The following is a 24,332-nucleotide window of genomic DNA, read 5'->3' as shown; positions in this document are numbered from 1 at the left end:
TGGCTACAATTAGCTAGCAGCTGTCGGGTGGGAAGAATCAGCGAAAGAGTTATCGCTGTTGGCCTTTGGTATCTCTTCAACGCTAACGCGTATTAATCGATAACGCAATTGGGTTATCCCCCCAATGCAACTAGGGATTCTGAAGTAAACATATTGCCCTGGATCTGTAACATAGCTCACAAACGGACCAGCGGCTTACGCGGTTTGTGTTTATCCGAAGGTGAGCTTGGTTTTGGCGTCGGACACCGTTGGCGGTTTTGGCGATAGCCACCGTTTCGTTGCGCGTGGTTAGTTCGGTTCAAAGCGGAACCGCGGCTAGCGGCTAACGGGAACCGCGGCTAGCTCCAAAGCGGCTAACACGCTTTGGCAACCGCGATATATAGGGAGCCAAAAACAAAGTTCCATCCCGCGCCGGGGTTCGCTACAATAGAAGGTTCCCACCCAGCCATTCGGAGCACGAGGCAACCTCCATGCTGCCCCCTAAGCCCACCCGCCAGTTCGCCGTCATTCAGTGCTTGCTGTTCTGCTTTGCTTTCTCGGTTTGCCTTGCCGGAGAACCCGATCAGCCTGCCGACGTGGTGGTGACGCAAGTCTTGCGCTTTGATTTTGAGTCGGCTGATAACTCGGTCGCGAGTTTTACCAGCGATGCGTTCTCGATCGGCGCTGCGAAAGTCGTCGGGTCCCTGGAGCCCGCGGTCGCCGGCCCACGTGCTCCCGAATTTCCCGAAATGCCAGTCGATAATCGGGCCTGGCGTTTCGCCGGGGATGGCGGACGGCTGGTGATCGATGATCCCGGTGAGGCGAGCCCGTTTGATTTCACCGCTGGCGAGACGATTTCGTTTTCCGCTTGGGTCCAGCTTGATCAAATCGGCCCCGGTGCAAATGTTTACCTGATAGGAAAAGGTCGCACCGGTCGCGCCGGCTTTCCGCCTGATAATCAGAATTGGGCGCTGCGATTGCGAGAATCAGGCGGTTCGGCACGCGTCAGTTTTCTGTTCGCCGACGATCGCGTGGGTACAACGCAGGCGGGTTCGCATTGGCATCGTTGGACGAGCACGCTGGGCTTCGCACCGTCGCCGCAATGGCATCACGTGGCCCTGACTTACACCTTCGGTGCGGCTGACAGTTTGCGCTGCTGGGTCAACGGCGTCGCTTCGACGGGCGGTTGGGATATGGGAGGAGCCACCGAGCGTGCCCCCCATCAAGACGGCGACCAAGTTTGGATTGCTTCGTCGATGGCGGGCAGCCACGCGAACAGTTTCTCCGGGGCGCTCGATCAAGTTACGCTACATCGCGGAGCGCTCGATGCGGCGGATGTCACAAAAGCTTATCATCGCAGCGGCGGCCCGCCACGGGAACTGGTGGGGATTGAACGTGTGCCCGAAGTTGACTTTACCCCGGGGCAAATTCAATTCAGCCTGTTCGAGGGACTCGCCTCGCACGCAGCTTGGTACCCCGCGCATCGTCCACCGAGCGAAGTGATCACGACCTGGAACGCGGATTACTTTTTCCTGCACCGCTTGCCCTATCGCTACGACGACTGGGGAGTGCGCGAGAGCTGGCAAGCTCCGGTGTTGGTGCGAGCGGCTGGTGAAATCACTTTGCCCGCCGGCGATCATCGCTTGCTGATGCGTGCCCGCGGACTCAGCCGTCTCTGGTTTGATGGTCAAGTTGTCGCCCGCACCAAGCCGCACGGCGGTTCGACCGACGGACACCAGCCGGTTGACCCGTTGCCGCAACCTCCGCTGCCGGGACTGCGGATCACCGGCTACGGTGATCAAGAAGTCTTTGCCGAATTGCACATCGAGAGGGCTGGAACCTATCCGCTGATCTGGGAGATGATTGTCGGAGGAGCAAAACTCCGACCCGAACCGGGAGAGTCGTTGCTGGCGGTGGAGACGGCGGACGGTCAGGCCTTTCATTTGCTCGGCTCTGCGCCGTGGGGCGTTAACGATAAGCCAGAGGCCACCGAAAACACAGAGGCCACCGAAAACACTGGCGATGCGGTGCCGGACATTTCTCAAGCGAGCACTGGGCCGCTGCTGACGGACGAAGTAATCATCGCGCATCGTCAACGGAACGAGGCTCATCTGACTGCTGTCGATGACGCAACTCGCCGCCGTTTGGCTGCCCAGCATTCGCCTTATTGGGAGCAGCGCCACGCCTATGCGAGTCAGTGGATCGACCAGCAACAGCAAGCCAACCCAATTGTCGTTCCACGTCATCTCAGCAATGAGCATCAACATCCGATTGATGCCTTCATCGCCGACAAGATCGCACAAGCTCGGGCGGCTGCCGCAGCGGCGGAGGAGTCAGCCGGGAAACAATTTGAACAACAAGTTTTGCCGCTGCTCAGCGAGCGTTGTTTGCGATGCCACGGTGAGAAAGCCAAGGGAGGACTGCGGCTCGATTCGCTGGTTGCCGCGATGCAGGGGGGCGATTCGGGAGATCCGGCGGTGGTTCCCGGAGACGCTGACAGCAGTGCTTTGATACTGCGTCTGCATGCTGAGGGTGACGAACAAATGCCACCGGGCAACCCCCTGTCCGCCGCCGAGCAGGCCTTGCTCACTGATTGGATTGACCAGGGGGCGACGTGGCCAGCGACCACTGGTGCGCCACCGCTGGTCGCGGAACTGATCGACGACGCCAGTTTTCTTCGCCGCGTCTCGCTCGATACCCTCGGTTTGCCCCTCGGCGAAACGGAAACGCGAGCGTTTCTCCAGGACACTGATCCCGACAAACGGCAACGGATGATCGATCGCTTGTTGGCAGATCCCCGTCTGGCCGATCACTGGGTCAGCTATTGGCAGGATGTGCTGGCGGAGAATCCCAACCCGCTCAAGCCGAGCCTCAATAACTCGGGACCTTTCCGCTGGTTTCTCTACGAACAGCTGCGCGATGGTCAGCCATGGGACCGGATGGTCACGGAGCTGATCATGTTGCGGGGCAGCGAACGTGAAGGAGGCAGCGCGGGGTTTGGTTTTGCCGCTGATAATGATGTGCCCCAAGCGGCAAAAGCTCACGTCCTCACCTCTGCCTTTCTGGGAATCGACATGCAATGTGCGCGTTGCCACGATTCTCCTTACAGCAGTCCCACCCAGGGCGAACTCTTTTCAATCGCCTCGATGTTGGCCCGTAAGCCGCTCAGCGTGCCAGCGACCAGCACCGTGGGAGCTGACTTTTTCGCCGCCAACCAGGACCGCAAATCACTGATCAGCGTGACTTTGCCGGCGGGCCAATCGGTCCAGCCCGCGTGGCCGTTCAGCAAACTTGACGGCGGCGCCGATCCGCAGACTTTAAACCGTATCTTGCGAAACCCGGACGACAGTCGCGAACGCTTGGCAGCCAGAGTCACTTCGCCGCTCAATTCGCGGTTCGCCGAAGTCTTAGTCAATCGCGTGTGGCAACGCTTGCTGGGCGCCGGCATCGTCGAACCAGTGCACGATTGGGAAGGAGCCCAGCCGAGTCATCCGGAGCTGTTGCGTTGGTTGGCTGCAGATTTCGTCCGTCATGGTTATGACTTTCGACATCTCATGCGGCAAATCATGACCTCCGAAATTTATCAACGCCAGGCGGTGGGAAACAACCGCGAAGCGACTGCCGAGCAACGTTGGTTTGCCGCGCCCGACCGTCGACGTTTGACCGCCGAGCAGATTGTGGACAGCCTATTTGCCGCTTCGGGCACGCCGCTGCGAACCGAGGAATTGACGTTTGATCCCGAAGCTCGGCGCCCGGCAACGACGATGATCTCGTTGGGCTTCCCGCAGCGGGCTTGGCAGTTTGCTTCACTTTCCAATGAACGCGATCGTCCCAGCCTGAGTTTGCCGCGCGCCCAAGCGGTGGCCGATGTGCTATCGGCTTTCGGCTGGACAGGCTCTCGGCAAAACCCCATCCAGCGTCGTGAACAGCAAGCCAATTTGCTCCAGCCCGGCATCTTGGCCAACGGCACGGTAACGACTTGGGTCACGCGAGCTTCGGTGGAAAACGCCTTGGCCAGCTGGGCTTTGGCGGCGGAGAGTCCACAGCAGTTAGCTGAAACTGTCTATTTGCAATTTCTCGGTCGCTTGCCGTCCAAGCAGGAACTGGAGGATGTCGCAAGCATCTTGTCCTCAGGTTTTGCCGAACGTCAAATCCCCGCCGAGCAAGTTCAGCAGCCGACCGTGCTGCCACCGTTGCGCCGCGTCTCTTGGTCCAATCACCTGGCTGCCGCGGCGAACGAAATTCAAATTGAGCGCGGGCAACGCGCGCAACAAGGGGCCGCTCCCGACCCGCGGATAACACCCGCCTGGCGGGAAGCTTACGAGGATGTTGTCTGGGCCGTGGTCAACTCACCTGAATTTGTCTGGGTACCCTAACATGAATGCCTCCAAACACTGGGATCAACGAATGAGTCATGGCAACCCGCTTGCCCGCCGGCAACTGCTCGCCAGTTCGGCGGCGGCCGCCTTGTTGAGTTCCACCGCGCGGCTCGGCTGGGGCGCAGAGCAACCCGCCGCCGGCCAAGAAAATAAGCAGCCAAATGAGTCGACGAAGAACGGATCGCCGGGAGCTGATTTGCTGGGCCAGGCTGAGCATTGTATTTCGATCTGGCTCGGTGGCGGGATGGGGCAAATCGATACTTTTGATCCCAAAGCGATGGGGGATCCCAAGACTCGTAAACCGGGAGCCTACTACCGAGCCATCGATACGGCGGTGCCCGGAGTCCAAGTCTGCGAGCACTTGCCGCAATTGGCTAGTCGCATGCAGCAGATTACGGCAGTCCGTTCCGTGCATCATGATGTCATCGACGAACATGCCGCCGCCACCAACCGCATGCACACGGGACGTCCCGTCAGCGGCACCGTTGTCTATCCATCACTCGGTTCGGTGATCGCCGACCAACGCGGCGCGGCGGCCGAGGGGGCTCCCGCCTATGTGCTGATCGGTTACCCGAACGTGACTCGCGGGCCGGGATTTCTCGGTGCCCAGGCGGGATATCTGTATCTCACCGAAACCGGTCAGGGACCCGCTGGTTTGTCGCGTCCCGATTACGTCACGCCCACGAGGCAAAACCGCCGCGAACAGTTGCTCGGGACCATGCGCCAAGCCGCCCAGCGTCGCTTTCCCGACGATCCCCGAGTCGCCGATTACGATGCCCAAATCGCTCAAAATCTAAAACTTAGCGGCCCCGGGTTTAACCGCGTTTTTCAATTGGAAAACGAAAAAGACAGTTTGCGAAATCAATATGGTGGGGAATTTGGGCAACGCTGTTTGCTATCCCGCCGATTGTTGGAACGGGGTGTGCGGTTCGTCGAGGTATCTCATAATTTGAATTTCCTCAACGGTACCGGTTGGGATGTTCATAACGATGGAATTCTCAATCAACACCAATTGATTGCTGAACTCGATCAAGCCGTCGCCGCGCTCATGGACGACCTGCAGGAAAAGCGAATGTTAGAGAAGACTTTGATCGTGATCACCAGCGAATTTGGTCGGCCTCCCGAGTTTGACGGAGGTGGTGGCCGTGGTCATCAAGGTTCCGCCTTCACGTGCGTTTTGGCAGGTGGCGGGTTAAAGCACCGCGGCGCGTTTGGCACGACCGATGACTTGTCCAAGAAGATTATCGATGCACCCGTTAGCGTGCCCGATTTCTTTGCCACCATCCATGCGTGCTTGGGGATCGACCCAGCCAAGCACCTTTATGACGGGGACCGTCCCGTGCCGATTACCGATAATGGCCAACCGATTACCAGTTTGCTCGTTTAAGAAACGATCGGAAGAAAACAGTGCGTGAACTAAGCTCCTCAAGTCGGTCGCTGCCAGGTTTGACTCATTTATCGGTCGGACTCTTGTCGCTGTTGCCGTTGCTGCTGCTGAGCGGTGTGGCAAGTGGTCAACTGGCCGAACAAGCCGAGTTAAGAGCGGCCGAGCTGCGTTTTTTTGAGCAGGAGGTGCGGCCCTTGTTGGCCGAGCATTGTTGGTCGTGTCACGGGTCGTCCAAGCAGCAAGCGGGACTTCGCTTGGATAACCACGCTGGCCTGCTCCGTGGCGGCGAGTCGGGCGCCGTGGTGGTGGCGGGTGACGTGGATGCCAGCTCGTTGATCACGGCAATCCGCTACGAAGATTTAGAAATGCCCCCGGCCGAGCAACTCGATCCGCGGTCGATTCGGGTTTTGGAAAAGTGGGTTTCGATCGGTGCGCCTTGGCCAGCCCACGATGCGTTGCCGCCGCGTGACGAACAGTCCAAAATTTCCGCTGAGGATCGCCAGTGGTGGGCGTTTCAACCGCTGAGCGAACCGGAGATTCCGACGATTGCCGCCGCTGGGACAACAACGCCAGCCGGTTGGGACGAGTCGCCGATCGATGCTTTTCTGCTAACCGCGATGCGCGAGCAGGGGTTGCAACCGACTCCCGCCGCCGATCGTGCGACTTTGGCGCGGCGGCTGTTTTTAAATTTGGTAGGCGTGCCGCCGAGTCCAGCTGAGATGCGGCAATTCTTGGATGATCAAGATCCAAATGCTTATGCCAACTTGGTCGACCGGTTACTCGACGACCCGCGGTACGGCGAGCGTTGGGCGCAACATTGGCTCGACCTTGTGCGTTACGCCGATTCGGATGGCTATCGGGCTGACTTTTATCGTCCCCATGCTTGGCGGTATCGTGATTATGTTATCGACTCGCTGAATCAAGACAAACCGTATGATCGTTTCGTGCAAGAGCAGCTTGCCGGTGACGAGTTGTTTCCTGATTCTCCCACCGCAAAGATTGCCACCGGTTATCTCCGCAATTGGATTTATGAATATAATTTGCGAGACGCGCGAGGTCAGTGGAACACCATCCTGAGTGACGTTACCGACACCACGGGGGATGTGTTTTTGGGTATGGGCATGCAGTGCGCCAAATGTCATGACCATAAATTCGATCCCATTCTGCAGCGTGATTACTTTCGCCTGAGAGCATTCTTTGAACCGCTGCTGCCGGTCAGCGAGTTTGCCGCAACTGGCGAAGCGTTGCAGCAGTACAAAGCCGATTTAGCAAAATGGGAAGCCGCCACGGCCGAGATTCGCGAACAAATCGCGGCCCTTGAACAACCGCATCGCGAGCGTTTAAGCGAAGTGGCGATTGCCCGTTTTCCGCTCGACATTCAAGCCATGCTGCGGACCGACCCCAGCCAACGCGAGCCTCACGAACATCAGTTGGCAGAGTTGGCTTATCGCCAAGTCGACTATGATTTGGAGCAGCTAGATAAACAGTTCAAGGATGACAGCAAACAGCGGCGCGATGCCTTGCTGGCCGAGTTGGCAAAGTTTGATTCGCTCAAACCGACTCCCCCGCCGACCGCGATGGTGGCCGTGGATGTGGGCCCCGAGGCACCCGTCACGACGATTCCGGGAATCCCCGCAGAGCCGATCGCTCCCGGGTTTCTTACGATCTTGGAACCCGAGCCGGCCGAGATTCCTGATATTACCGGGCAACCGACGACGGGGCGCCGCGCGGCGCTGGCCCGCTGGCTGACGCGGCCTGATAACCCACTCTCGACTCGCGTGATTGTGAATCGCGTTTGGCAATATCACTTTGGCCGCGGCTTGGCTCCGAACGCCAGCGATTTTGGACGCTTGGCGGGTGAGCCCACGCATCCTCAGTTGCTCGATTGGTTAACTGTGCAGTTCGTCCGTGATGGTTGGAGTTTGAAAAAACTGCATCGCAGAATCTTGCTGTCAGCCGCTTATCGACAAGCCACCAGCGGCGACGATCGAGCCAAGTTTGCCGCTCAGACCGAGATGGATCCCGCCAACGATTATTACTGGCGCGGCGATACGCGGAGACTCGATGCCGAACAAATTCGCGATACCATTTTGGCCGTTTCGGGAGAGTTGGATTGGCAGCGGGGAGGTCCAGGATACGCTGGCGATAAACCACGGAGATCGATCTATCGGCGGATCATGCGAAACAGTCGGGACCCATTCTTGGATGTGTTTGATTTGCCGCTGTTTTTTAACAGCGAAGCGTCTCGCAACACGACCACCACGCCATTGCAATCTTTGCTGTTGATTAACAGTCCCAAGATGTTAGGGCACGCCCGCCGCTTTGCCGATCGGATTTGGAACAGTGGTGCGGATCGCCCGGCGAGAATTAACCAGCTCTGGGAATTGGCCGTCGGACGCGGCGTTACCCCGGACGAGCTGCGGATGGCCGAGGCATACCTCGATCAGGTTTATCAATTGGCGGTGGAGGAACAGCGGGAGCAGCGTCAGCAACAAACGCAGATCTCCACCGCTGAGTTGGCGGCGGACTTGGGAGATGCGCTCGAAATCTCACCGCAACGCGACAAGTTGGCCGCTCAGGTTCCCCTGGCCACCGACTGGCCGCGCCATGACTTTACGATCGAAGCCTACTTTCGCGTCCGTTCGGTTTACGATTCCGGTGCGGTCCGCACGATCGCTTCGCAGCGGCACGGCAATGGGCCAGGCTGGTCTTTTGGCGTCACTGGCAAAGGCTCGCGGCGGAAACCGCAGACCTTGGTGATTCAGCTTTGGGGGCCGCAACAAACAGGCGGCTTCGGCGAGACTGCCCTCTTCTCCGGCGATGACCTGAAGCTGAATCACGATTACTATGCCGCCGTATCTGTACGTTGGGCGGAACAGCCGAGCGGTACGTCCGCTGCGAATGCGTCCGCCGTTAGTGCCTCAGATGGGAAGCCGTCTGCTGGAAACGCCAACCCCGGTAGCGTGACTTTCTATCTCCGAGATCTCAGCGAGCCGGCAGGTCATCTACACGCAGTGATGTTGCCCCATACGGCAGTCGGGCAGATCGAAAGCCAAGCGAACTTGGTGATTGGTGGTCGCGACACGAGCAATGTCAATTTATTTGACGGGCTGATCGACGATGTGCGAATTAGTTCTCAGGTGCTACCGCCGGATCAATTGTTGGTTGCCGTTTCAGAGGATCGCAGCCGGGCTGTTGTCGGCGGCGATGGATTCTGGCGATTCAATGCCGAGCCACATTGGGCTCACGATCACTCGGGCAACGATCGTCACCTGTTGCCGCCAGGGCAATTGTTGCAGTTGCCTGATCCAGAGCGGATTGCCCTGGTTGACCTCTGCCACGCGTTGCTCAATTCAAACGAATTCTTATACGTTGATTAAAACATGATGATGCACTCGCTACCTCATATCGAAATCCCTCGCAGCCGTCGCGATTTTCTGTTGCGGAGCGGTGGTGGGTTTGGATCGCTGGCGCTCTCCTCACTGTTGGCCTCGACCGCGGCGGCGGCTGGCGATCAACCTGCTGGCGATCAACCTGCTGGCAATGACTTGGCTGGCAGCGAATCGGCTGCGTACTCGGCTGGGCGTGTCCGCCCGACTGCGAAGCGAGCCATTTTTTTGTTTATGGAGGGAGGTCCCAGCCACATCGATCTATTCGATCCAAAACCGTTGCTCAATCAATTAGCCGGTCAACCGATGCCGGAAAGTTTCGGGGATGTGATTACGGCGATGGGCGAATCGAGGTCGCCGTTGTTGGAATGTAAACGCAAGTGGCAACAATACGGCGAGAGTGGCACATGGGTTTCCGACTGGTTACCTCACACGGCAAAAATTGTCGACGACATTGCTGTCATCCGATCGTGCCAATCTGACGGCATTAATCATTCGGCCGGTGTCTGTCAGATGAACACCTGTTCGATCGTGGGTGGACGACCTTCACTAGGCAGTTGGGTGAGTTACGGTTTGGGGACGGAAAATGCTGATTTGCCAGCCTTCGTGGTTATGCAAGATACCGGCTCGCAGGTCACCAACGGCCCACGCAACTGGGGTGCTGGTTTCATGCCGGCGGTGCATCAAGGGATTCGCTTTCAGGAGTCGGGAGAGACGATTCCCAATTTGCAGCCCGCCGCGGGGCTGAGCCATGAGCGTCAGTTGGCCAAACTTGCTTACCTGAATCGACTAAACCAACAATACGCCAACGAGCATCCGGAGCAATCGGAACTTGAGGCACGGATTGCTAGTTACGAATTGGCATTCCGGATGCAGGCCCAAGCACCGGACGCGATCGATCTGGCTCGTGAAACCAAAGCGACGCAACAACTTTACGGGATGGACCAGCAGGAGACGGCTGGCTTTGGACGACTCTGTTTGCTCGCGCGACGGCTCAGCGAGCGGGGTGTGCGATTTGTCCAGCTCTATCACGGAGCCGGCAGCAAATGGGATGCGCACTCGGGGATCGAAGCTAACCATGGAAAGTTGTGTGGGCAAATGGATTTACCAGTTGCCGGTTTGATCCAAGATTTGAAACAGCGTGGGCTGCTCGACGAGACCTTGGTCGTGTGGGGCGGCGAGTTCGGTAGAACGCCGATGTCGGAGAAGGGGAACGGACGCGACCATAACCCCACCGGCTTTACGATGTGGATGGCCGGCGGTGGCGTTCGTGGTGGACAAACGATCGGGTCCACTGACGAACTTGGTTTACGGGCCGTGGAACAACGGGCCCACGTACACGACATTCACGCGACAATTTTGCGGTTAATGGGGGTCGATGCGCTGCAATTGACCTATATGCACAAGGGGAGGCCGGAGCGTCCGACGATTAACGAAGGACGTTTCCTCAGACAACTGGTCTGATCCAAAGGTTCCCCTTAGAATATCTAACCCGGACGATCGCGGGGGGCCGCGGCAGGCGCCAACAGGACCGCCGCCAAAACAGGGCCGGCTCGAAACCAGAGCTTTGACTCTCGGGTAAAGTCTGTGTAGAGAGTTAGAGTTTTCCATTTCTTCATCCTTCAAAGGACTTTCAACAATGCTCATGGGGATTCGATTGCGAGGTTTCGCAATCGCCGCCGCAGCCCTCCTGGCTGCCGCGCCGGTTTCAGCCTTAGCTCAAGAAGAAGCGGCCAATGAGCCGGTGGTGGTCGTGTCGATCACTAACTTCAACCGCTTGATGAACGACATTAATTACGTGGCTTCAGCCATTGGTCAGTCGCAGGCCAGCGGTATGGTTCAAGGAATGGCCGGGCTTTACACCAACGGGCTCGATAAAACGCGTCCCATCGTGGTTGCTTTCCCAGTGCTCGATGGTGTCCCCGCTCCACTGGGTGCTATTCCCACGACGGACGTTAAACTTTTACTCCGAGCGGTTGAGGGCGTTGTCGGTCCTCCCGATGATCTTGGGGATGGCACGCTGGCAATCGCCGCGGGTCCCAACATTATCTTCATTCGCCAGCAAGAAGATTGGGCCTATGTGACTGCCAATCAAGAACTGCTGAAGTCCTTGCCGGCCGATCCCGTCGCTTGGCTGCACGGGATGGGTGATGATTACGACATTGGCGTTCGCGTCAACGTCCGCGCACTAAGCCCCGCCCAACGAATGGAAGCTCTGGAAGCCATGCGGCAGGGCTTTGAGGGTGCGATGGCAATGCAACCCGAAGAGCAGGCAGCCCAAATCCGTGAAATGGGCGAGCAGTCGCTGAAGCAACTTGAAACCGTCATCAATGAGACCGAATTGCTGCAGTTCGGTTTTGCCATTCAGCCCGACCAACAACGCTTAATGATGGAAATTGTTTCCGTCGCCGCAGCGGGCACCGATTTGGCGAAAGCCTCCGCGGACCAGCGGGCAATTCCCAGCAAATTCGCCGCGGTAATTCAACCCGAAGTCGCCGGCTATTTTCACGGCGCCACCTCGATCAGCGACTTGGGAATCGAGCAAGCCAAACTGTCCCTTGAGCAGTCGACCGCCTCGGTGCGTACCGCCCTCGAGCAAGTTGAAAACTTGAGCGAAGCGGATCGGGCCGAGTTGGAAAACTTCTTTGACAAACTGATCCAAATCGGAATCGATACCATCGCGGAAGGTAAGACCGATGCCGGCGGTATGTTCACACTGGAAAATCAAGAGCTGAACGCAGTCGCCGGCTTCTTTGTTTCTGATGGCAACAAAGTCGCCGCTTTGGCTAAAGAGCTAGCCGCCAAGATTGAAGAAAAGACCGGTGGCAGCGCCAACCTGCGATTCTCTTTTGATGCGGCCGAGTACTCGGGAGTCACAATGCACTACATCGAAACCGATGTTCCTGCATCCGAGGAAGAAGCTCAAATGATCTTCGGCGAAACCTTGCGTTTGACGATTGGCACCGGCGATGACGTTGTCTACTTGGGGCTCGGCAAGCAAAGTGAAGCACTGCTCAAAGGTTTGATTGATAGCGGCAGCGAGGACACAGTCCCCGCCGATCGGCCGTATAGCCAAGCGATCTTAAACCTGTTGCCGATCCTAGAGTTCGCCCAATCGATCGCACCGAGCGAGCCAGTCGCCGCCATGATCGATGGCATCGTACCGTTCTCCGAAGTCGATTCACTGGGGATTAAAATGGAAGCAATCGAACGCGGTTCGGTTGTCAAGTTTACCCTCGGAGAAGGTGTGCTGCGCGCGGTCGGTGGTGTGCTCTCCGCTCGGCAACAACAAGCTCCCGCTGGCGCCTTCTAGTTTGCCAAATGTGCTAAAGTCACGAGATTCAGTGACTCACAAATCGAAAAAAACTCTCCCGGCATCGAGTCGGGAGAGTTTTTTGTTGACGGGTTAGACCGTCAGTGCTGCGGTTCCCGTTAGCCGCGATGGCGATTGCCGCGATTCTCGTTTTGCACCGAACCAATCGCGTGCAACAAACGGTGGCTAGCGCAAAACCGCTAACCGCAATCGCGCTACGGCGTTTCTGCCGTTTTGGGCTGCCTGAACGCGGCCGATAGCTCGGCTGCTTTCGCGTCATCCAAAATGCACAACTCGGTCGCCTGCACGATCAACATATCTCCGACGCGTTTGGTCTTGCCTTTGACCATTACACTCATTTGTGAGGTTAATCCCAGTAATTTGTCGGCGGGCATTTCGATCGTAGCGGATTGATCGTCGACTAAATGCACGGCGGCCATGGCGGCCTCGTCCAGCTTGCGTTTGCAGAAGACACAATCCCCTGGATCGTCGTGGTTGTGTCCCGGTTCGGGAAGCTCGACAATGGTGAAGCTGGCCTTTTTGGCATCAAAGGGAGACAGGTCGCCGCCGTAGATTTTGCCGGCCAAGACTAACTCCGGCTCGCGATCTTCCAACTCGAGCGCGGTCGCCAAACTCGTCGCGGTTTCGCCGATCGATTCAACCAGAAATTGCTCGCGCAGCTGATCGATTTGCGAAGACTCTGGCGTGCCGCAGCCGGCAAGCAATAGGCTGCAGCAAACCGTTACCATCCCTAACTTACTGGAGCTCATTTCGCCAGTTCCTTCAATTGAGTGATCGTACTAGAAATCTCTTGGAGATTGGCCTCAATGTCCACCCCTTCTACGCCGTGCAGGGTGTCGTCAAGGTTGCCAAAACTGGTGAACAAGGTTTTCACCAGCGGTGTGGCTACAGCTTGGTCAACTTCGTTCGCTGCCGCATCGCTGGCAACCCAGTGCTCCAGCGACTCCAGCAAATGGCCGATGTCATGCAGCTCATCATGAGCGTCCTCGGGCGAGTTCTTTTCGAAAGCTGCCTTGATCACCGCAAACTCACTCTCCAGCTTAGTTAAACCAGCCGCCAGCGACTCGAGCGAAGGCTCGTCCTGATCCCCGTGGTCGTGATCCCCGTGGTCGTGGCCAGCGTGATCATGATCCGACTCTTCCGTGGCAGCCGCTTCATCGGTGACGGGAGTGCTCGGCGAGCAACCCATGCTGCAGCAGCACAGAACCGCCACCAGGGGCAACTGGGAGATGGTCAGCAAGGAGAAAAAGCGTCCGGTGGGGAGTGACGAATAACGCATCGGTGTCCTACGGAAAATCGGGGAAGAATTCAATTGCACAAGGGTTGTAAATATGGGTTTTTTCTGGGTACGTAGCAAGGAAAGCATTGGTTCACCGCGAAAACGCCCCCCCCGGTTAGCCGGACCAGATCGCCCGAGTCCATTCAAAAATAGATTGCCAGGCCAATTGGTGCGCCAGTGCGACCAAGAACAGCAGGGCCGTGGGGCCCAGTTGGCCGAAGGTGTGGCGCACCGGCGGGAGCAATCGTAACAGCAACAACGCTGCGACGCAGAGCACGACAATGCTGACTGTCGCTTGCCAGCCCAAACCGGCTCCTAACACACACAACGACCAACTTAACGTGCTGCCACCATCGCTGGTATCCTCGCCGTCGGTATCCTCGCTGGGCGGCGCTTGCTTAGTCAGTAACGTGCGGCGCGCGAATTGGCCGAGTAACGGAGCAGTCGCTACGGCCGCTGCCAGCCCCGCTAAACTGCTGACCAGGCCCACCGACAAGTTGGACAGGGGCAGCCAAGCGGCAATTGACGCGTCTATTTTTAGGGGCATTAGGTCAGGAAAGACGGTTGGCAACCCAATCGCCAGCAACAGGGCGGGAAGCCAAAATCGGAGCGGCAAGCTGAGCCGTTGAACTTGTGCGAAGACGGCCGTCATGACAGTGCAGAACAAAAATAAGTGATAGGCGGTCACGGCAACCACATTCCACTTGGTGTACAGGATAATCCACACAATCCCCGTATACATCGGCTGCTTTACACCCGGAAGATTGGCGGCACCCGAAACCAATTCACCGATAAACATCGCGGCAAACAGGCCGGCGCCTGTCAGTTCGGTTAACAGGTACCTGAGGGGAATCGCGGTTTGGCAGCTGCGGCAACGCCCCCCTAGGAGCAAGTAGCTGATGATTGGCAAGTTGTCGACACGACGAATCGGCTGTTCGCATTGCGGGCAAGCGGAACTGCGGAGGGCGATGGAACGTCCGCTCGGTAAACTCTCGGCAACCACGTTGAGAAAACTCCCAAACGAGGCGCCGATGGCAACAAAAATGGCAAAAATTGCGACTTTCGCCGAGTGAATTCGAAAAATCTCGCCCAGCGACTCTTCTTCGAGCGCGTAGGTTTCTTGGGGGCTCGCGTTCCACTGCTGCAACCATTGAGCCGTGGGCAGCAACACCATGTAAACCAACAACCCGCCTAGCATCAGCCCGCCGACCAAACGCCGAATACCGGCGGCATGGGAGCTCGGCTCAGTCGCCAGCTGAGGTTCATCCTCAACCAATGATCCAGCCGCGGCGTCGAGCAACTCGCTGTTGCCTGCTTCCTCTAAATTGCCTGCTTTGCTTGAGCTGTATGCCCCAGGTGACTCGCCACTGCGTTCCACGTCGCCTGGCAGCCGGCCAGGACCGAAAAATAATGGTTGCAGCAGCAGACGCAGGTTCCACACGATCAGGATGCCGAGATAAAGTGCCAGCGCGGGGAGGGAAAAGACAACAAATGGTTCACCGGCGGGCAGGGCCGATAGATCGTGACGATACCAGCCCGTGAGGCAAGCCGCCAGCAACCCACCGCAAATCGCAATCCGCACCACGACGGCACCCACGCTAGCGTTCCAGCTCCATTGCCACTGGCTGGCCGCCGCAATCAGGGACAAGCCCATTCCCGCGACGGCGAGTCCCAGTCCACCCCAGCCAAATTCCCCCTGCAATAACCAGTACAGGGCAAAAGCAACGCCCGTTCCGCCGAGCATCATGCGGAGATACTCGGCACCTAACGAATCAGCTGGATTGGCCTCTGCGAGTCGCATGCGGTTGCTCTTGTGGCTGACAAGCCGGGAATGCCAGAAGGAATCCAGCACAATAGGGGTCCTGCACAACGAACTCCCTGCACCAAGAGTGTAAATGCACCGAGAGTGCAAGTAAATAGCTCGTCGCCGCGACCGCTCAGTCCTTCGCCTCCCAAATCTGCTTGAGGAGATCATGAAAATCAGGGTCGTGCCGTTTCAGTTCGGCCCGCACGAACGGGAAAAAATCGTTGCGATAAAAGTAGGCTTCCGTCCCCTCGGCAAAGTATTCCTTGTGATCAGTCAAGCCGTAATGCCGGACTTCGGCCCCCGTGTAAAGCAGCACGCGTTCATAACTGCCAGCCGCTTTCGCTTGCTCGAACACTTGGCGGATCGGTGGATGATCAAAGCCCAAAATTTGGTCATGAAAACCATGCGCTAGTTCGTGTAGAATCACAGCCGGATGCTTCAGCATTTGCTCACGCGACAACAATTGCTCCGCTCGGCAGATGTGCACCTTTTTGGCTAATTGGGGATCATGCCCGTTGTCGGCCAGCCAACGCCGGCTGGGATGGTACTGCATGCCTTGCAATTCGGGATGCTGGTAATCGATCCAAATCGCGATCGTTTGCAGTTTCTCCAAAGCGGGAGAGGGCACCAAGATGCGGATTCGTTGCAGATGGTTGGCAAGCATGGAAAGTGCTCGGCTTCCCAGATCCGCTTGGTCTCCTTGCTCCAGCAACACGGGGTCAATATGAACTTGCCAGCCTTCGAGATCGCGAACTTGATGGTCCGCAGCTTGCCCATTCGCTGAGGCAACGCGGTCCTCCACCAGGGCGGCGGGTTGCTGGGCCACGGACGTTGTCGACAGGGCCGCCAAGCAACTCAACAAGAGGGCTGGCGATAGCAGCCGACGGTGTGATGGAAACCAAGCGGTGCGAGTCATGCGATAAACTTTCCGGGTGAGTGGGAACAGTGCGAGTGGGAACAGTGCGAGTGGGAACGGGGTGTGCAGGTAACAGACGTGCTGCGACCATACTACACGAACAATAACATCAGTGAGTGATTGTGGAATTTATTGAGCCAACTCAGCCTGTCTTGGTGACTGGAGCAACCGGCTATGTGGCTGGTTGGATTATCAAACGGCTACTCGACGACGGTTTCAAGGTGCATGGCACGGTGCGAGACGCAATGGACCGCGACAGGCTCGGGTATCTGGAGACATTATCTGCTGCGGCCCCCGGTACCCTGCGATTGTTTTCTGCCAACCTGCTCGAGCCGGGAGCTTTCGCGACCGCCATGCGGGGCTGCCAATTGGTGTTTCACACCGCATCCCCGTTCAGTTTAAATTCGCAAGACCCCCAGCGGGACATTATCGAGCCGGCGGTGGCTGGTACTCGCAATGTGCTGGCCGAGGCGACCTGCTCAGGGAATGTCAAACGCGTTGTCGTGACCAGCAGTTGCGCGGCGATGTATGGTGACAATGCGGATATTCACGGGCTGCCCGGTCAAATGCTCACGGAGGCCGATTGGAATCGTTCATCTTCGCTGGAGCATCAACCTTATTCATACTCGAAGCTATTAGCCGAGCGCGAGGCCTGGGAATTCGCTAAATCACAACAACAGTGGGACTTGATTACGATCAATCCCTCGCTGGTCATTGGTCCCGCTTTGAATCGCCAGCCGACATCGGCATCGTTTGATTTGATCAAAGGTTTTGTCAACGGCACGCTCAAGAGTGGCGTGCCAGACTTTGGCATAGGCCTAGTCGACGTCCGCGACGTGGCCGCGGCGCATTGCAAAGCCGCTTTTCGTCGCGACTCCGCGGGGAGATATATTGTCTCAGCGGCCAACAGTCATTTTCCCGAAATCGCCGCGGCGCTGCGTGAACGTTTTGGCGATTCGTTACCCATTCCAAGTCGCACCTTACCCAAGTCGCTCGTCTGGTTGGTTGGCCCGCTGATCGACAAAACGCTAACTCGCAAAATGGTAGCGAGAAACGTCGGCTACCGCTTCGCCGCGGATAACCGGCGCAGCGTTGAAGAATTGGGTTTGCAATATCGCTGCTGGAGATCATCGCTGGTCGAGATGGTCCAGCAGATGATCGATCAACAAGTCATTCCGCCCGCCAGTCGCGATTGATGGTCGGGAACTGGGAATTTAATACTTTCGGCGGAACGAAACGCGACTCTTGCTCAACGAGCTGGGGCGAGCGCTGGTTGCTGGTTTTCCAGCTCAGCAGTTGGCGTGGTATCGACAGCCAAATCACCGCAAGCAAACTGAATTCCGTCGAGCATATGCTTGATCACGGCGGGGTTCCAGAAAGTCTCTTCGCGGTGCCCAAAGTTGGTAATGAAGACGCGACCATTCTCGAATTTTCGCACCCACGAGACGGGTACTTCACGCGGCCCCGGAGCGTAGCCACCGTTGCCATCGTTTTTGATTTGATCGGTCACGGCCGACTTGCTCATGTCGAGCGAGACCAGCAGACGTAACACCTCAGGTCCTTGGTAGGTGTCAGGACGATATTGATAAATTTCGTCTTGGTGCCAAAACCCTTCGCCGCCAAACATCTTATTGAGGGCGTGTTGTGGATCATCCAGCTTAAAAGCCCAAGTCCCACCGGCGTTCCAGGGGTGGCCGTTAAACTGTCCACCCACCATCGCAGCCGATCGTGGGTGCTGATAAAAGTTATCACTGGCGGCATGGTAACCAACCAAGCCTTTGCCGGCGGCGACAAAATCTAATAAAGCTTGTTCCTGGGCCGCTTCGGGAAACTTGAGATGCGTCGTGTTGTTCAGCACAACCGCGTCATATTTGCTCAGATTCTCGCTCGTGAAAACATCATAAGTGTCCGCCAAATCGACGTGAAAAGCACCCGTCTTGCGACCCATTTCTTGGGTGGCCAAATTGCCGTGCGGGATCGACGTGTGAATGAATCCTTCACAGCGGTAGAAAACCAAGACGCGACGAGCCGCCTGGGGCTTGGCAGTGGGTTGATCGGGAACCGCGTTGACAATCATCATCCGCTGGTTGTCATTGATGGGGCGAAACCGCTCTTTCTTCTTTTGTTCCCAAGCATCATCTTGCCCCTGGGCTGGGGAGCAAAGCGTTGTCGCGGAGCACAGTAAACCAATCAAGGTTGTCGACAATAATACCAGAGGTGTTCTTCCAAACATCGATTTGAGTTCTCGCGAAAAGGCGGGGAGGAGGGGAAATGGGAGCCGACGGAATTCCCTGCGAGCAAGCATCGTCGGTGAAACAGTTTACTCAAACGGCGGCAGGCTGCACAACTATCCGCGAGTTCTTTGCTGATCGAGTTCTTTGCTTAATGACTTCTGGGGAGGTGCTTAAGGGTGGGTGTGCGGATACGGCTCTAAGTGAACGAGCACATCGCGCAGCGCGGCAAAGCGGGTCAGCAAGCGATCTTTGACTTGATGGCCAATTTGGTGGCCGGCGGCAACGGTTAAATGCTGGTCGACTTCGATGTGAATGTCGGCAAAATACTCCAACCCCGATTTGCGGACCCACAGCGTCTCGACCTCGCGAACTCCTTCAACCAGCATCGCTTCGCCGCGAATCTCGGCGACAAATTTCGGTTCGGCCTGCACATCCATCAGCTCGCTGGCACTGCCGCGAAACAATTTGACTCCCGAAAAAACAATCGCCCCCACGACGACTAGCGATGCTGCTTCATCCGCCCAGTGAAAATAGGGCCCTCCGTAACGGACCGCGGCCAAACCCATCAAGACTGCTAAGGCGCAAAGTGCGTCGCTGCGATGATCCCAAGCGTTAGCCACGATTGCTGATGAGCCGGTGCGTCGGCCGACTCGCATCTTATAATGAAATAGCCCCTCCTTAATGACAATGTTGACGCCCGCAATCCACAGCGTCCACCACGGTGGGGCCACCGTGGGGAGTCCAAATCGTTGGATTGCCTCCCAGCCGACAACCAATGCTGAGACGATTACCAGGAGGGCCACATTTGTGGCCGCGATACCTTCCGCTCGGGTGTGTCCGTAAGGATGCTCGGCGTCGGCGGGCAACTGGGCGACACGCAGGGCAATCAAAACAATTAAAGTCGTGACCACGTCGCCGATTGAATTCACCGCATCGGCAATCAACGCGAAGGAGTGACCGACGATGCCACCAACCAGCTTGACGCAGCCCAACAGTAGATTGATCACCAAGCCGAGCAACGCGGCTCTGGTAACTTGGCGGTAAAGTTCAGCAATCGAAGGGCTCGATTCCACATCAGGCTCGCGATTGCAAGGAACCGGGATGGTAGAAAACGGTGTTCAAATCGTGAGTTGGCGATTGCGGGCCGTGATCGGCCAAGTTTCGGCAGCTTTACCAGCTCGCACACAATAAGCTTGTTGGTGAAGCGCCACCGTGGGGCAAATATGTTTGGGGACGCCGTAGAGTACCGTGCCGACTGGAAAAGCGGCCTGATCTTCCACTTCCAGCACCAGATGCTCTTCACTGTGAACGATCGTGGCGGCCTGCTCGAGCCCAAAGAAACGCACCCGCGGGTGAGGCATTTCCGAGGCCACCGCTTTATGTCCCAAGTCAATGCAGATTAGATTTTCGGCCGGATGGCTGATGACGCGAGCCAACAGCACGGCGGCTTGTTGAAACCCCATGCCGGGTGAAACTGCCGCTTGTCCAAAATCCCACAACACCGTGGTGCCGGGGCCGACTTCCAGTTCAGGGTATTCGGCCAGTATCTTGGCGGTGGGTGTCCCGGCCGCAATTAAGTTGGGGACTTTCAGGCCCTGCGTTTGCAACCGCTCGCGGAGTTCCCACACTGGCTGGAACGTTTCCGTGACTTGGGCTGCCAAAGCGGTCGGCGAAACATCGTGCAGATGCCCGTCGTAAGCGTGTAAGCCGGCAGCCCGCACGCCCGCCGTTTCCGCAATCTGGCGGTACAATTCCAGCGCGGCAGTCGAAGGAATGATGCCGGTCCGGTTCATCCCAATATTCAGATCGAGGTACATATCGATCGTGGTTCCCGCGTCCTGAGCGGCGGCGGCAATCTCACCCAATGACGCCAGATTATCGACCAGCGTGGAAAAGTGAGTGTGGGGGAAAATGGCTACCAATTTCAAGAGACGCTGCACGTTGGGCCCCACCGGTTGGTAGGCCAACAGCACATCCTCGCCACCATTTGCCGCCGTCATCTCTGCCTCGGCAATCGTGGCCACTTTGAATTTGCGGATCCCCAGTTCACGCTTGAGCCGGATAATGTCGGGCATTTTGTGCGTTTTGACATGCGGGCGCAAACGAGCCGGATCGCCAACCAGCTGGATCATTTTCAGCAAGTTCTCGCGAACTCGTTCTGGGTAGATCAGCAGAGCGGGAGAGGGAACATCAGCAGCGTTGTGGATGCGGTACCAGTCTGTCATGCGCGGTAGCTTACTCGCCGCAAGCACCGCGTCAACCGGTGTGGGGGTTGGGCCCAATGATGTGGGCCGAGCGACTCTCAAGAAAAATAGAGTCGCAAAAAAAAAGAGGGCGATGGAGCTGTACTGCCCAGGAAGCTCCAACGCCCTCATCAAACTTTGTCATTGATGACAAACTTGATACGGCTGGCGGTGCTCTTCGTCTGCCCCAGCGAGATCACCGCCGCCGATCGTCACTTTGACGACAAGTTTAATTATCGAACGATCTCGTTGACGTCTTCACTAACAAAGCCTAAATCTTGATAACCATTTAGGAACATGCTGTGGATCGTGCCGGTCAGCCGGAAAGAGCTGGCGAGCGGGGGACTATTCATCTACCCCCCTGGCGAACTTCGTCCAAGGTTAAAATGCCGTCTTGATTGCTGTCCAAGGCGCTCACTCTGCGGCGTATCCGTTCGGGAACCTGGCTCAAATCGATGCGGTCATCAGCGTCGCTATCGAGAAAGCTGAAGAGCCTCAATAGCTGGCTCATCCGCTCATCCTCAGCCACGCCGCCTGCGGGTCTCCCAAGAGGATTGCCCTGATCGTCGAGCTTCACTGCGTAATGAAAATAACCAATCATCATTTCATCGTCGGTCTGGTCTCCCCAGCGGACCAGAGCCTGGGGATTCGGATTGTTGAGGTTGTCTTCACTGTTGTCGAATACCGCGGTGCAAGCGATCCGTGAACCGGCGGCCAACTCCAACGGCTCGGCGAATTGATAAGTCGTCTGCCAATTAAAATCGTAAGCCGGAACATCCAAAATGGTCTCTCGCTGACTATCTGGTTTGACAATTTCATAGCGGAACGCTTTGCCGCGCAGGTGCATATGGGGGCTCATCCCTAACAGCAAGGACTTGGGCAATAATTCAGGAATGATCGCGGAGACTTGGTAACTGGGGTCGCCGGGTTGAATCCTCAGATTGGTTTGCACCGCGCTGCTGGTGACAACTTCATGAGTGATCTTGGCAGGATCGGCGAAAACCATTCCTAATTTGCTCTGATCAAGCTGAGGCGTACCGATTGGCGTGTAGTGCACTTGAAAAACAAGCTCGCTGTTTGCGGGAAGCCGCTTAGCCATGCCGGGCGGATTCTGCTCGACACGCGCGCCGGGCACGTAGCCGACGAGGAAGCTACGCTCCGCCGCCATCGGTTTATTCGAACCCTTAGGCCGGTAGAAACCGAGAATGTGGTGCACGACGGCCCTGTTCCCAGGGATAAACTCGGCCGCTTCCAACCAGGTATCTTCGTCCAGCCCCGGATCGACTTTGAAGTATTTATAAGCCACAGCACCGTCCGCCGGCACTTGGAACGGCTCAGGGGAGACGTTGAGCACCAAATCGGGCTCGCGTGGCAATTGCCAACCGGTCACAAACGTGGGTGGCTCTGGCAAGTCGGCTGGATCACCCTGCGGCGCCCCGGCATTAGCCCAATCGTACAGCGTTTGCTTTTCTTCGGGCGTCATCGAGCGATCGTTGCTGAACGAGCCGTACTTGGGATCGGCGTGCCAGGGGGGCATGCGGCCGTCACGCACCACTTCGGCAATCATGTCGGCCCAGCCAGCCGCTTCTTCGTAGTCGGCTAGAGCAAATGGAGCAATCTCGCCCTCGCGATGACATTCCACGCAGCGACGGTTGAGAATGCGGGCGACTTCACCGGTGAATGAAACAGTGGCCGACTCGTCCACACTCTTCTGCCGACCAATAATGCAGCCCACCGAACGTGTTTGCGGGTTCGCCACCGCTTGACCCGCCAGCAAATTCTCGATCGCTTCGCGAAGCTCATGCTTTTGCGGCTCCTCGCGTGCGTAGCCAATGCCGTATTGATCATCGATCCGGCCCCAGTAACGAACATTTCGCTCGCGGTCCAACAGGAAAACTTCGGGGGTTCGCTCGGCACCCATCGCGTCGGCCAAGCGGTTGCCGGCATCCTTCAACAATGGAAACTCAATCTGATAACGGCGGGCAAAGGCGGAAATCTCAGCGATCGAATCCTGGCGGTTGCTCATCACACCCACAATCGCCACCCGCTGATCGGCGAACTTATCTTGCAAATCAGTTAGTCGCGACGCGTACAATTTGGCCAGCGGACACTCGGTTCCCAAAAAAGCGACCACCATGATGTCCGCATCACGAAAGTCACTCATCTTCCATACGCGACCGCGAAAGTCGGCCACATCCAAGTTGCGAACCGGTTGGTCCCAATTCGGTTCCGCCAAGGCAACTCGTGGGTCCATCGATTGGCAGGCCACCACAGCGCATGCCACGATTAAAGATCTCTGCACCAATCTGAAAACCATGCCAACCTCGTCGCGAGCCAATTTAAATGAGATAACTAATTGCATCCTACACGCTAAGTACTCGCCAAAGCCATGCACAGTTTCAGCCATCGCCAATTTTTAACCGACAGACAGTGGCAATAAATCTACACAAAAAGATGTAGATTTGCAGGGATTTAGAGGCATTTGGATCGCCGGCTGGGTTTACCAGCCGGCGATCGCAATGATCGCGGAGGCGGCCGCCGTGGCGGCAGTTTCGACTCGCAAGATTGTCGGTCCCAGCCCGATCGCTTGACAACCAGCGTCGCTGGCAGCCTCCACTTCTTGATCCGTAAATCCACCTTCTGGACCAATGAACAGGTTCACTGCCGACTGAATTGTCAAGTCAAGCGATTTCAGCGGTGCTCCGCCGGGGTGCGCGATCACCCTCAGTTGCTGCTTTAGCGAAAATGCTTCCTGGGAATCAAGAGCTGCCAAGTGGTCGCAAAAATCTGTTGGCTCGAGGATCGTCATCAGCTGGTTGCGGCCCGATTGCTTGCTAGCTTCGATGACTTGTTTGCGCAGTTTGTTCAACGTGCTCGCCGAGGGGGTGGCTTGGGATCTCGTCGTGACGATTGGCTGCACGTTGGCAACGCCCAGCTCGGTCAATTTTTCGACCATCCATTTAGCGCGATCCCCTTTGGGCAGGCAGGCTGTGATGGTGATCGCGCCGCGGAGTTCGCGAGAGACTTCGCTCGCGGGGGCGACTTGGCAGAAGACGCGGCGGCGGTCCACGGAGGTGATTTCACCACTGGCCTGCCGACCATCCCCCGCGAACAGCACGACCGGGTCACCCACGGCGACCCGCATCACCCGAGCGGCATGCACCGCTTCTTCCGTGGGCAGCGCGACCAAGCCTCCTTGGGCGGGCAAATCGGGAACAAAATATCGACGGGTCATCGGGGGCACCTGGCTACGGCGGAGCAGAGCACGTGGCTGGAAAGCCAGCCTGCGCGTTTTGCACTGCGAAGAAGATCTAAGCTTGTCATTGGCAGCCGATATGTTGTAGGAGGGGACAGCCGTTGTAAACGGATACTCGTCTCCTATTTT

The 24,332-nt window shown here is 57.2% G+C and carries 16 protein-coding genes; 7 read left to right on the top strand and 9 right to left on the bottom strand.

The window, feature by feature from the left end; genetic code table 11:
• Positions 1-470 precede the first annotated feature (470 nt).
• From SH139x_RS25560 to SH139x_RS25540, 5 genes are all read left to right on the top strand, one after another.
• The gene (locus tag SH139x_RS25560) at positions 471-4,355 is read left to right on the top strand and encodes a DUF1553 domain-containing protein (protein WP_488352572.1); all 3,885 of its coding nucleotides are present in this window, start codon (positions 471-473) and stop codon (positions 4,353-4,355) included.
• A gap of 1 nt (position 4,356) precedes the next feature.
• Complete coding sequence (locus tag SH139x_RS25555; protein ID WP_488352571.1) at positions 4,357-5,745, top strand: DUF1501 domain-containing protein; 1,389 nt, start codon at positions 4,357-4,359, stop codon at positions 5,743-5,745.
• A gap of 20 nt (positions 5,746-5,765) precedes the next feature.
• Positions 5,766-9,125, top strand: coding sequence for a DUF1549 domain-containing protein (locus tag SH139x_RS25550; protein WP_488352570.1), 3,360 nt, complete (start codon positions 5,766-5,768; stop codon positions 9,123-9,125).
• A 3-nt stretch (positions 9,126-9,128) separates the two neighbouring features.
• Positions 9,129-10,598 (top strand): DUF1501 domain-containing protein, encoded by a 1,470-nt coding sequence (locus SH139x_RS25545; protein WP_488352569.1) that lies wholly within the window; start codon positions 9,129-9,131, stop codon positions 10,596-10,598.
• A 175-nt stretch (positions 10,599-10,773) separates the two neighbouring features.
• A complete protein-coding gene (locus tag SH139x_RS25540) occupies positions 10,774-12,447 on the top strand; it encodes a hypothetical protein (protein WP_488352568.1) in 1,674 nt (557 codons plus the stop codon).
• Between the two features lie 215 nt (positions 12,448-12,662).
• Here the strand turns inward: SH139x_RS25540 and SH139x_RS25535 are convergent, their stop codons facing one another.
• The 4 genes from SH139x_RS25535 to SH139x_RS25520 all read right to left on the bottom strand — a co-directional run bounded on the left by SH139x_RS25535 (position 12,663) and on the right by SH139x_RS25520 (position 16,470).
• On the bottom strand, positions 12,663-13,217 hold the full coding sequence (locus SH139x_RS25535) for a hypothetical protein (RefSeq protein WP_488352567.1): 555 nt from the start codon (positions 13,215-13,217) through the stop codon (positions 12,663-12,665).
• On the bottom strand, positions 13,214-13,747 hold the full coding sequence (locus tag SH139x_RS25530) for a hypothetical protein (protein WP_488352566.1): 534 nt from the start codon (positions 13,745-13,747) through the stop codon (positions 13,214-13,216). The genes SH139x_RS25535 and SH139x_RS25530 overlap by 4 nt, the downstream gene beginning before the upstream one ends.
• A 115-nt stretch (positions 13,748-13,862) precedes the next feature.
• Positions 13,863-15,548 (bottom strand): A24 family peptidase, encoded by a 1,686-nt coding sequence (locus SH139x_RS25525; RefSeq protein ID WP_488352565.1) that lies wholly within the window; start codon positions 15,546-15,548, stop codon positions 13,863-13,865.
• 136 nt (positions 15,549-15,684) lie between these two features.
• Positions 15,685-16,470 carry a metallopeptidase gene (locus SH139x_RS25520; protein WP_488352564.1) on the bottom strand — a complete coding sequence of 262 codons (786 nt, stop codon included), beginning with the start codon at positions 16,468-16,470 and terminating at the stop codon, positions 15,685-15,687.
• Positions 16,471-16,592: 122 nt separating this feature from the next.
• On the opposite strand from SH139x_RS25520, the gene SH139x_RS25515 reads away from it, so the two are divergent.
• The gene (locus SH139x_RS25515; protein ID WP_488352563.1) at positions 16,593-17,666 is read left to right on the top strand and encodes an NAD-dependent epimerase/dehydratase family protein; all 1,074 of its coding nucleotides are present in this window, start codon (positions 16,593-16,595) and stop codon (positions 17,664-17,666) included.
• A 53-nt stretch (positions 17,667-17,719) separates the two neighbouring features.
• Here the strand turns inward: SH139x_RS25515 and SH139x_RS25510 are convergent, their stop codons facing one another.
• The 3 genes from SH139x_RS25510 to SH139x_RS25500 form a co-directional block, all read right to left on the bottom strand.
• The gene (locus SH139x_RS25510; protein WP_488352562.1) at positions 17,720-18,703 is read right to left on the bottom strand and encodes a ThuA domain-containing protein; all 984 of its coding nucleotides are present in this window, start codon (positions 18,701-18,703) and stop codon (positions 17,720-17,722) included.
• A gap of 171 nt (positions 18,704-18,874) precedes the next feature.
• Positions 18,875-19,777, bottom strand: coding sequence for a cation diffusion facilitator family transporter (locus SH139x_RS25505; RefSeq protein WP_488352561.1), 903 nt, complete (start codon positions 19,775-19,777; stop codon positions 18,875-18,877).
• Positions 19,778-19,822: 45 nt separating this feature from the next.
• Entirely contained in the window at positions 19,823-20,929 is a 1,107-nt protein-coding gene (locus SH139x_RS25500) for a D-TA family PLP-dependent enzyme (protein WP_488352560.1), read from the bottom strand.
• Between the two features lie 165 nt (positions 20,930-21,094).
• On the opposite strand from SH139x_RS25500, the gene SH139x_RS25495 reads away from it, so the two are divergent.
• Entirely contained in the window at positions 21,095-21,229 is a 135-nt protein-coding gene (locus SH139x_RS25495; protein WP_488352559.1) for a hypothetical protein, read from the top strand.
• 67 nt (positions 21,230-21,296) lie between these two features.
• Here SH139x_RS25495 and SH139x_RS25490 read toward each other — a convergent pair whose 3' ends face one another.
• Positions 21,297-23,201 (bottom strand): redoxin domain-containing protein, encoded by a 1,905-nt coding sequence (locus SH139x_RS25490; RefSeq protein WP_488352558.1) that lies wholly within the window; start codon positions 23,199-23,201, stop codon positions 21,297-21,299.
• A gap of 246 nt (positions 23,202-23,447) precedes the next feature.
• A complete protein-coding gene (locus tag SH139x_RS25485; protein WP_488352557.1) occupies positions 23,448-24,182 on the bottom strand; it encodes an RsmE family RNA methyltransferase in 735 nt (244 codons plus the stop codon).
• Positions 24,183-24,332: the final 150 nt, after the last annotated feature.

Origin of the sequence: Kothea flammea, from assembly GCF_052161645.1 — a bacterium.
Classification (GTDB): domain Bacteria; phylum Planctomycetota; class Planctomycetia; order Pirellulales; family Pirellulaceae; genus Laterigemmans.
Note: the sequence above shows the minus strand (reverse complement) of the source record. Positions and strands in the feature narration are given on the sequence as shown.

Bases quoted from the DNA above. Each gene is read 5' to 3' on its own strand.
- SH139x_RS25560 (WP_488352572.1), top strand. From the start codon at position 471: ATGCTGCCCCCTAAGCCCACCCGCCAGTTCGCCGTCATTCAGTGCTTG.
- SH139x_RS25555 (WP_488352571.1), top strand. From the start codon at position 4,357: ATGAATGCCTCCAAACACTGGGATCAACGAATGAGTCATGGCAACCCG.
- SH139x_RS25545 (WP_488352569.1), top strand. From the start codon at position 9,129: ATGATGATGCACTCGCTACCTCATATCGAAATCCCTCGCAGCCGTCGC.
- SH139x_RS25540 (WP_488352568.1), top strand. From the start codon at position 10,774: ATGCTCATGGGGATTCGATTGCGAGGTTTCGCAATCGCCGCCGCAGCC.
- SH139x_RS25535 (WP_488352567.1), bottom strand. From the start codon at position 13,217: ATGAGCTCCAGTAAGTTAGGGATGGTAACGGTTTGCTGCAGCCTATTG.
- SH139x_RS25530 (WP_488352566.1), bottom strand. From the start codon at position 13,747: ATGCGTTATTCGTCACTCCCCACCGGACGCTTTTTCTCCTTGCTGACC.
- SH139x_RS25525 (WP_488352565.1), bottom strand. From the start codon at position 15,548: ATGCGACTCGCAGAGGCCAATCCAGCTGATTCGTTAGGTGCCGAGTAT.
- SH139x_RS25520 (WP_488352564.1), bottom strand. From the start codon at position 16,470: ATGACTCGCACCGCTTGGTTTCCATCACACCGTCGGCTGCTATCGCCA.
- SH139x_RS25510 (WP_488352562.1), bottom strand. From the start codon at position 18,703: ATGTTTGGAAGAACACCTCTGGTATTATTGTCGACAACCTTGATTGGT.
- SH139x_RS25500 (WP_488352560.1), bottom strand. From the start codon at position 20,929: ATGACAGACTGGTACCGCATCCACAACGCTGCTGATGTTCCCTCTCCC.
- SH139x_RS25495 (WP_488352559.1), top strand. From the start codon at position 21,095: ATGACAAACTTGATACGGCTGGCGGTGCTCTTCGTCTGCCCCAGCGAG.
- SH139x_RS25490 (WP_488352558.1), bottom strand. From the start codon at position 23,201: ATGGACCCACGAGTTGCCTTGGCGGAACCGAATTGGGACCAACCGGTT.
- SH139x_RS25485 (WP_488352557.1), bottom strand. From the start codon at position 24,182: ATGACCCGTCGATATTTTGTTCCCGATTTGCCCGCCCAAGGAGGCTTG.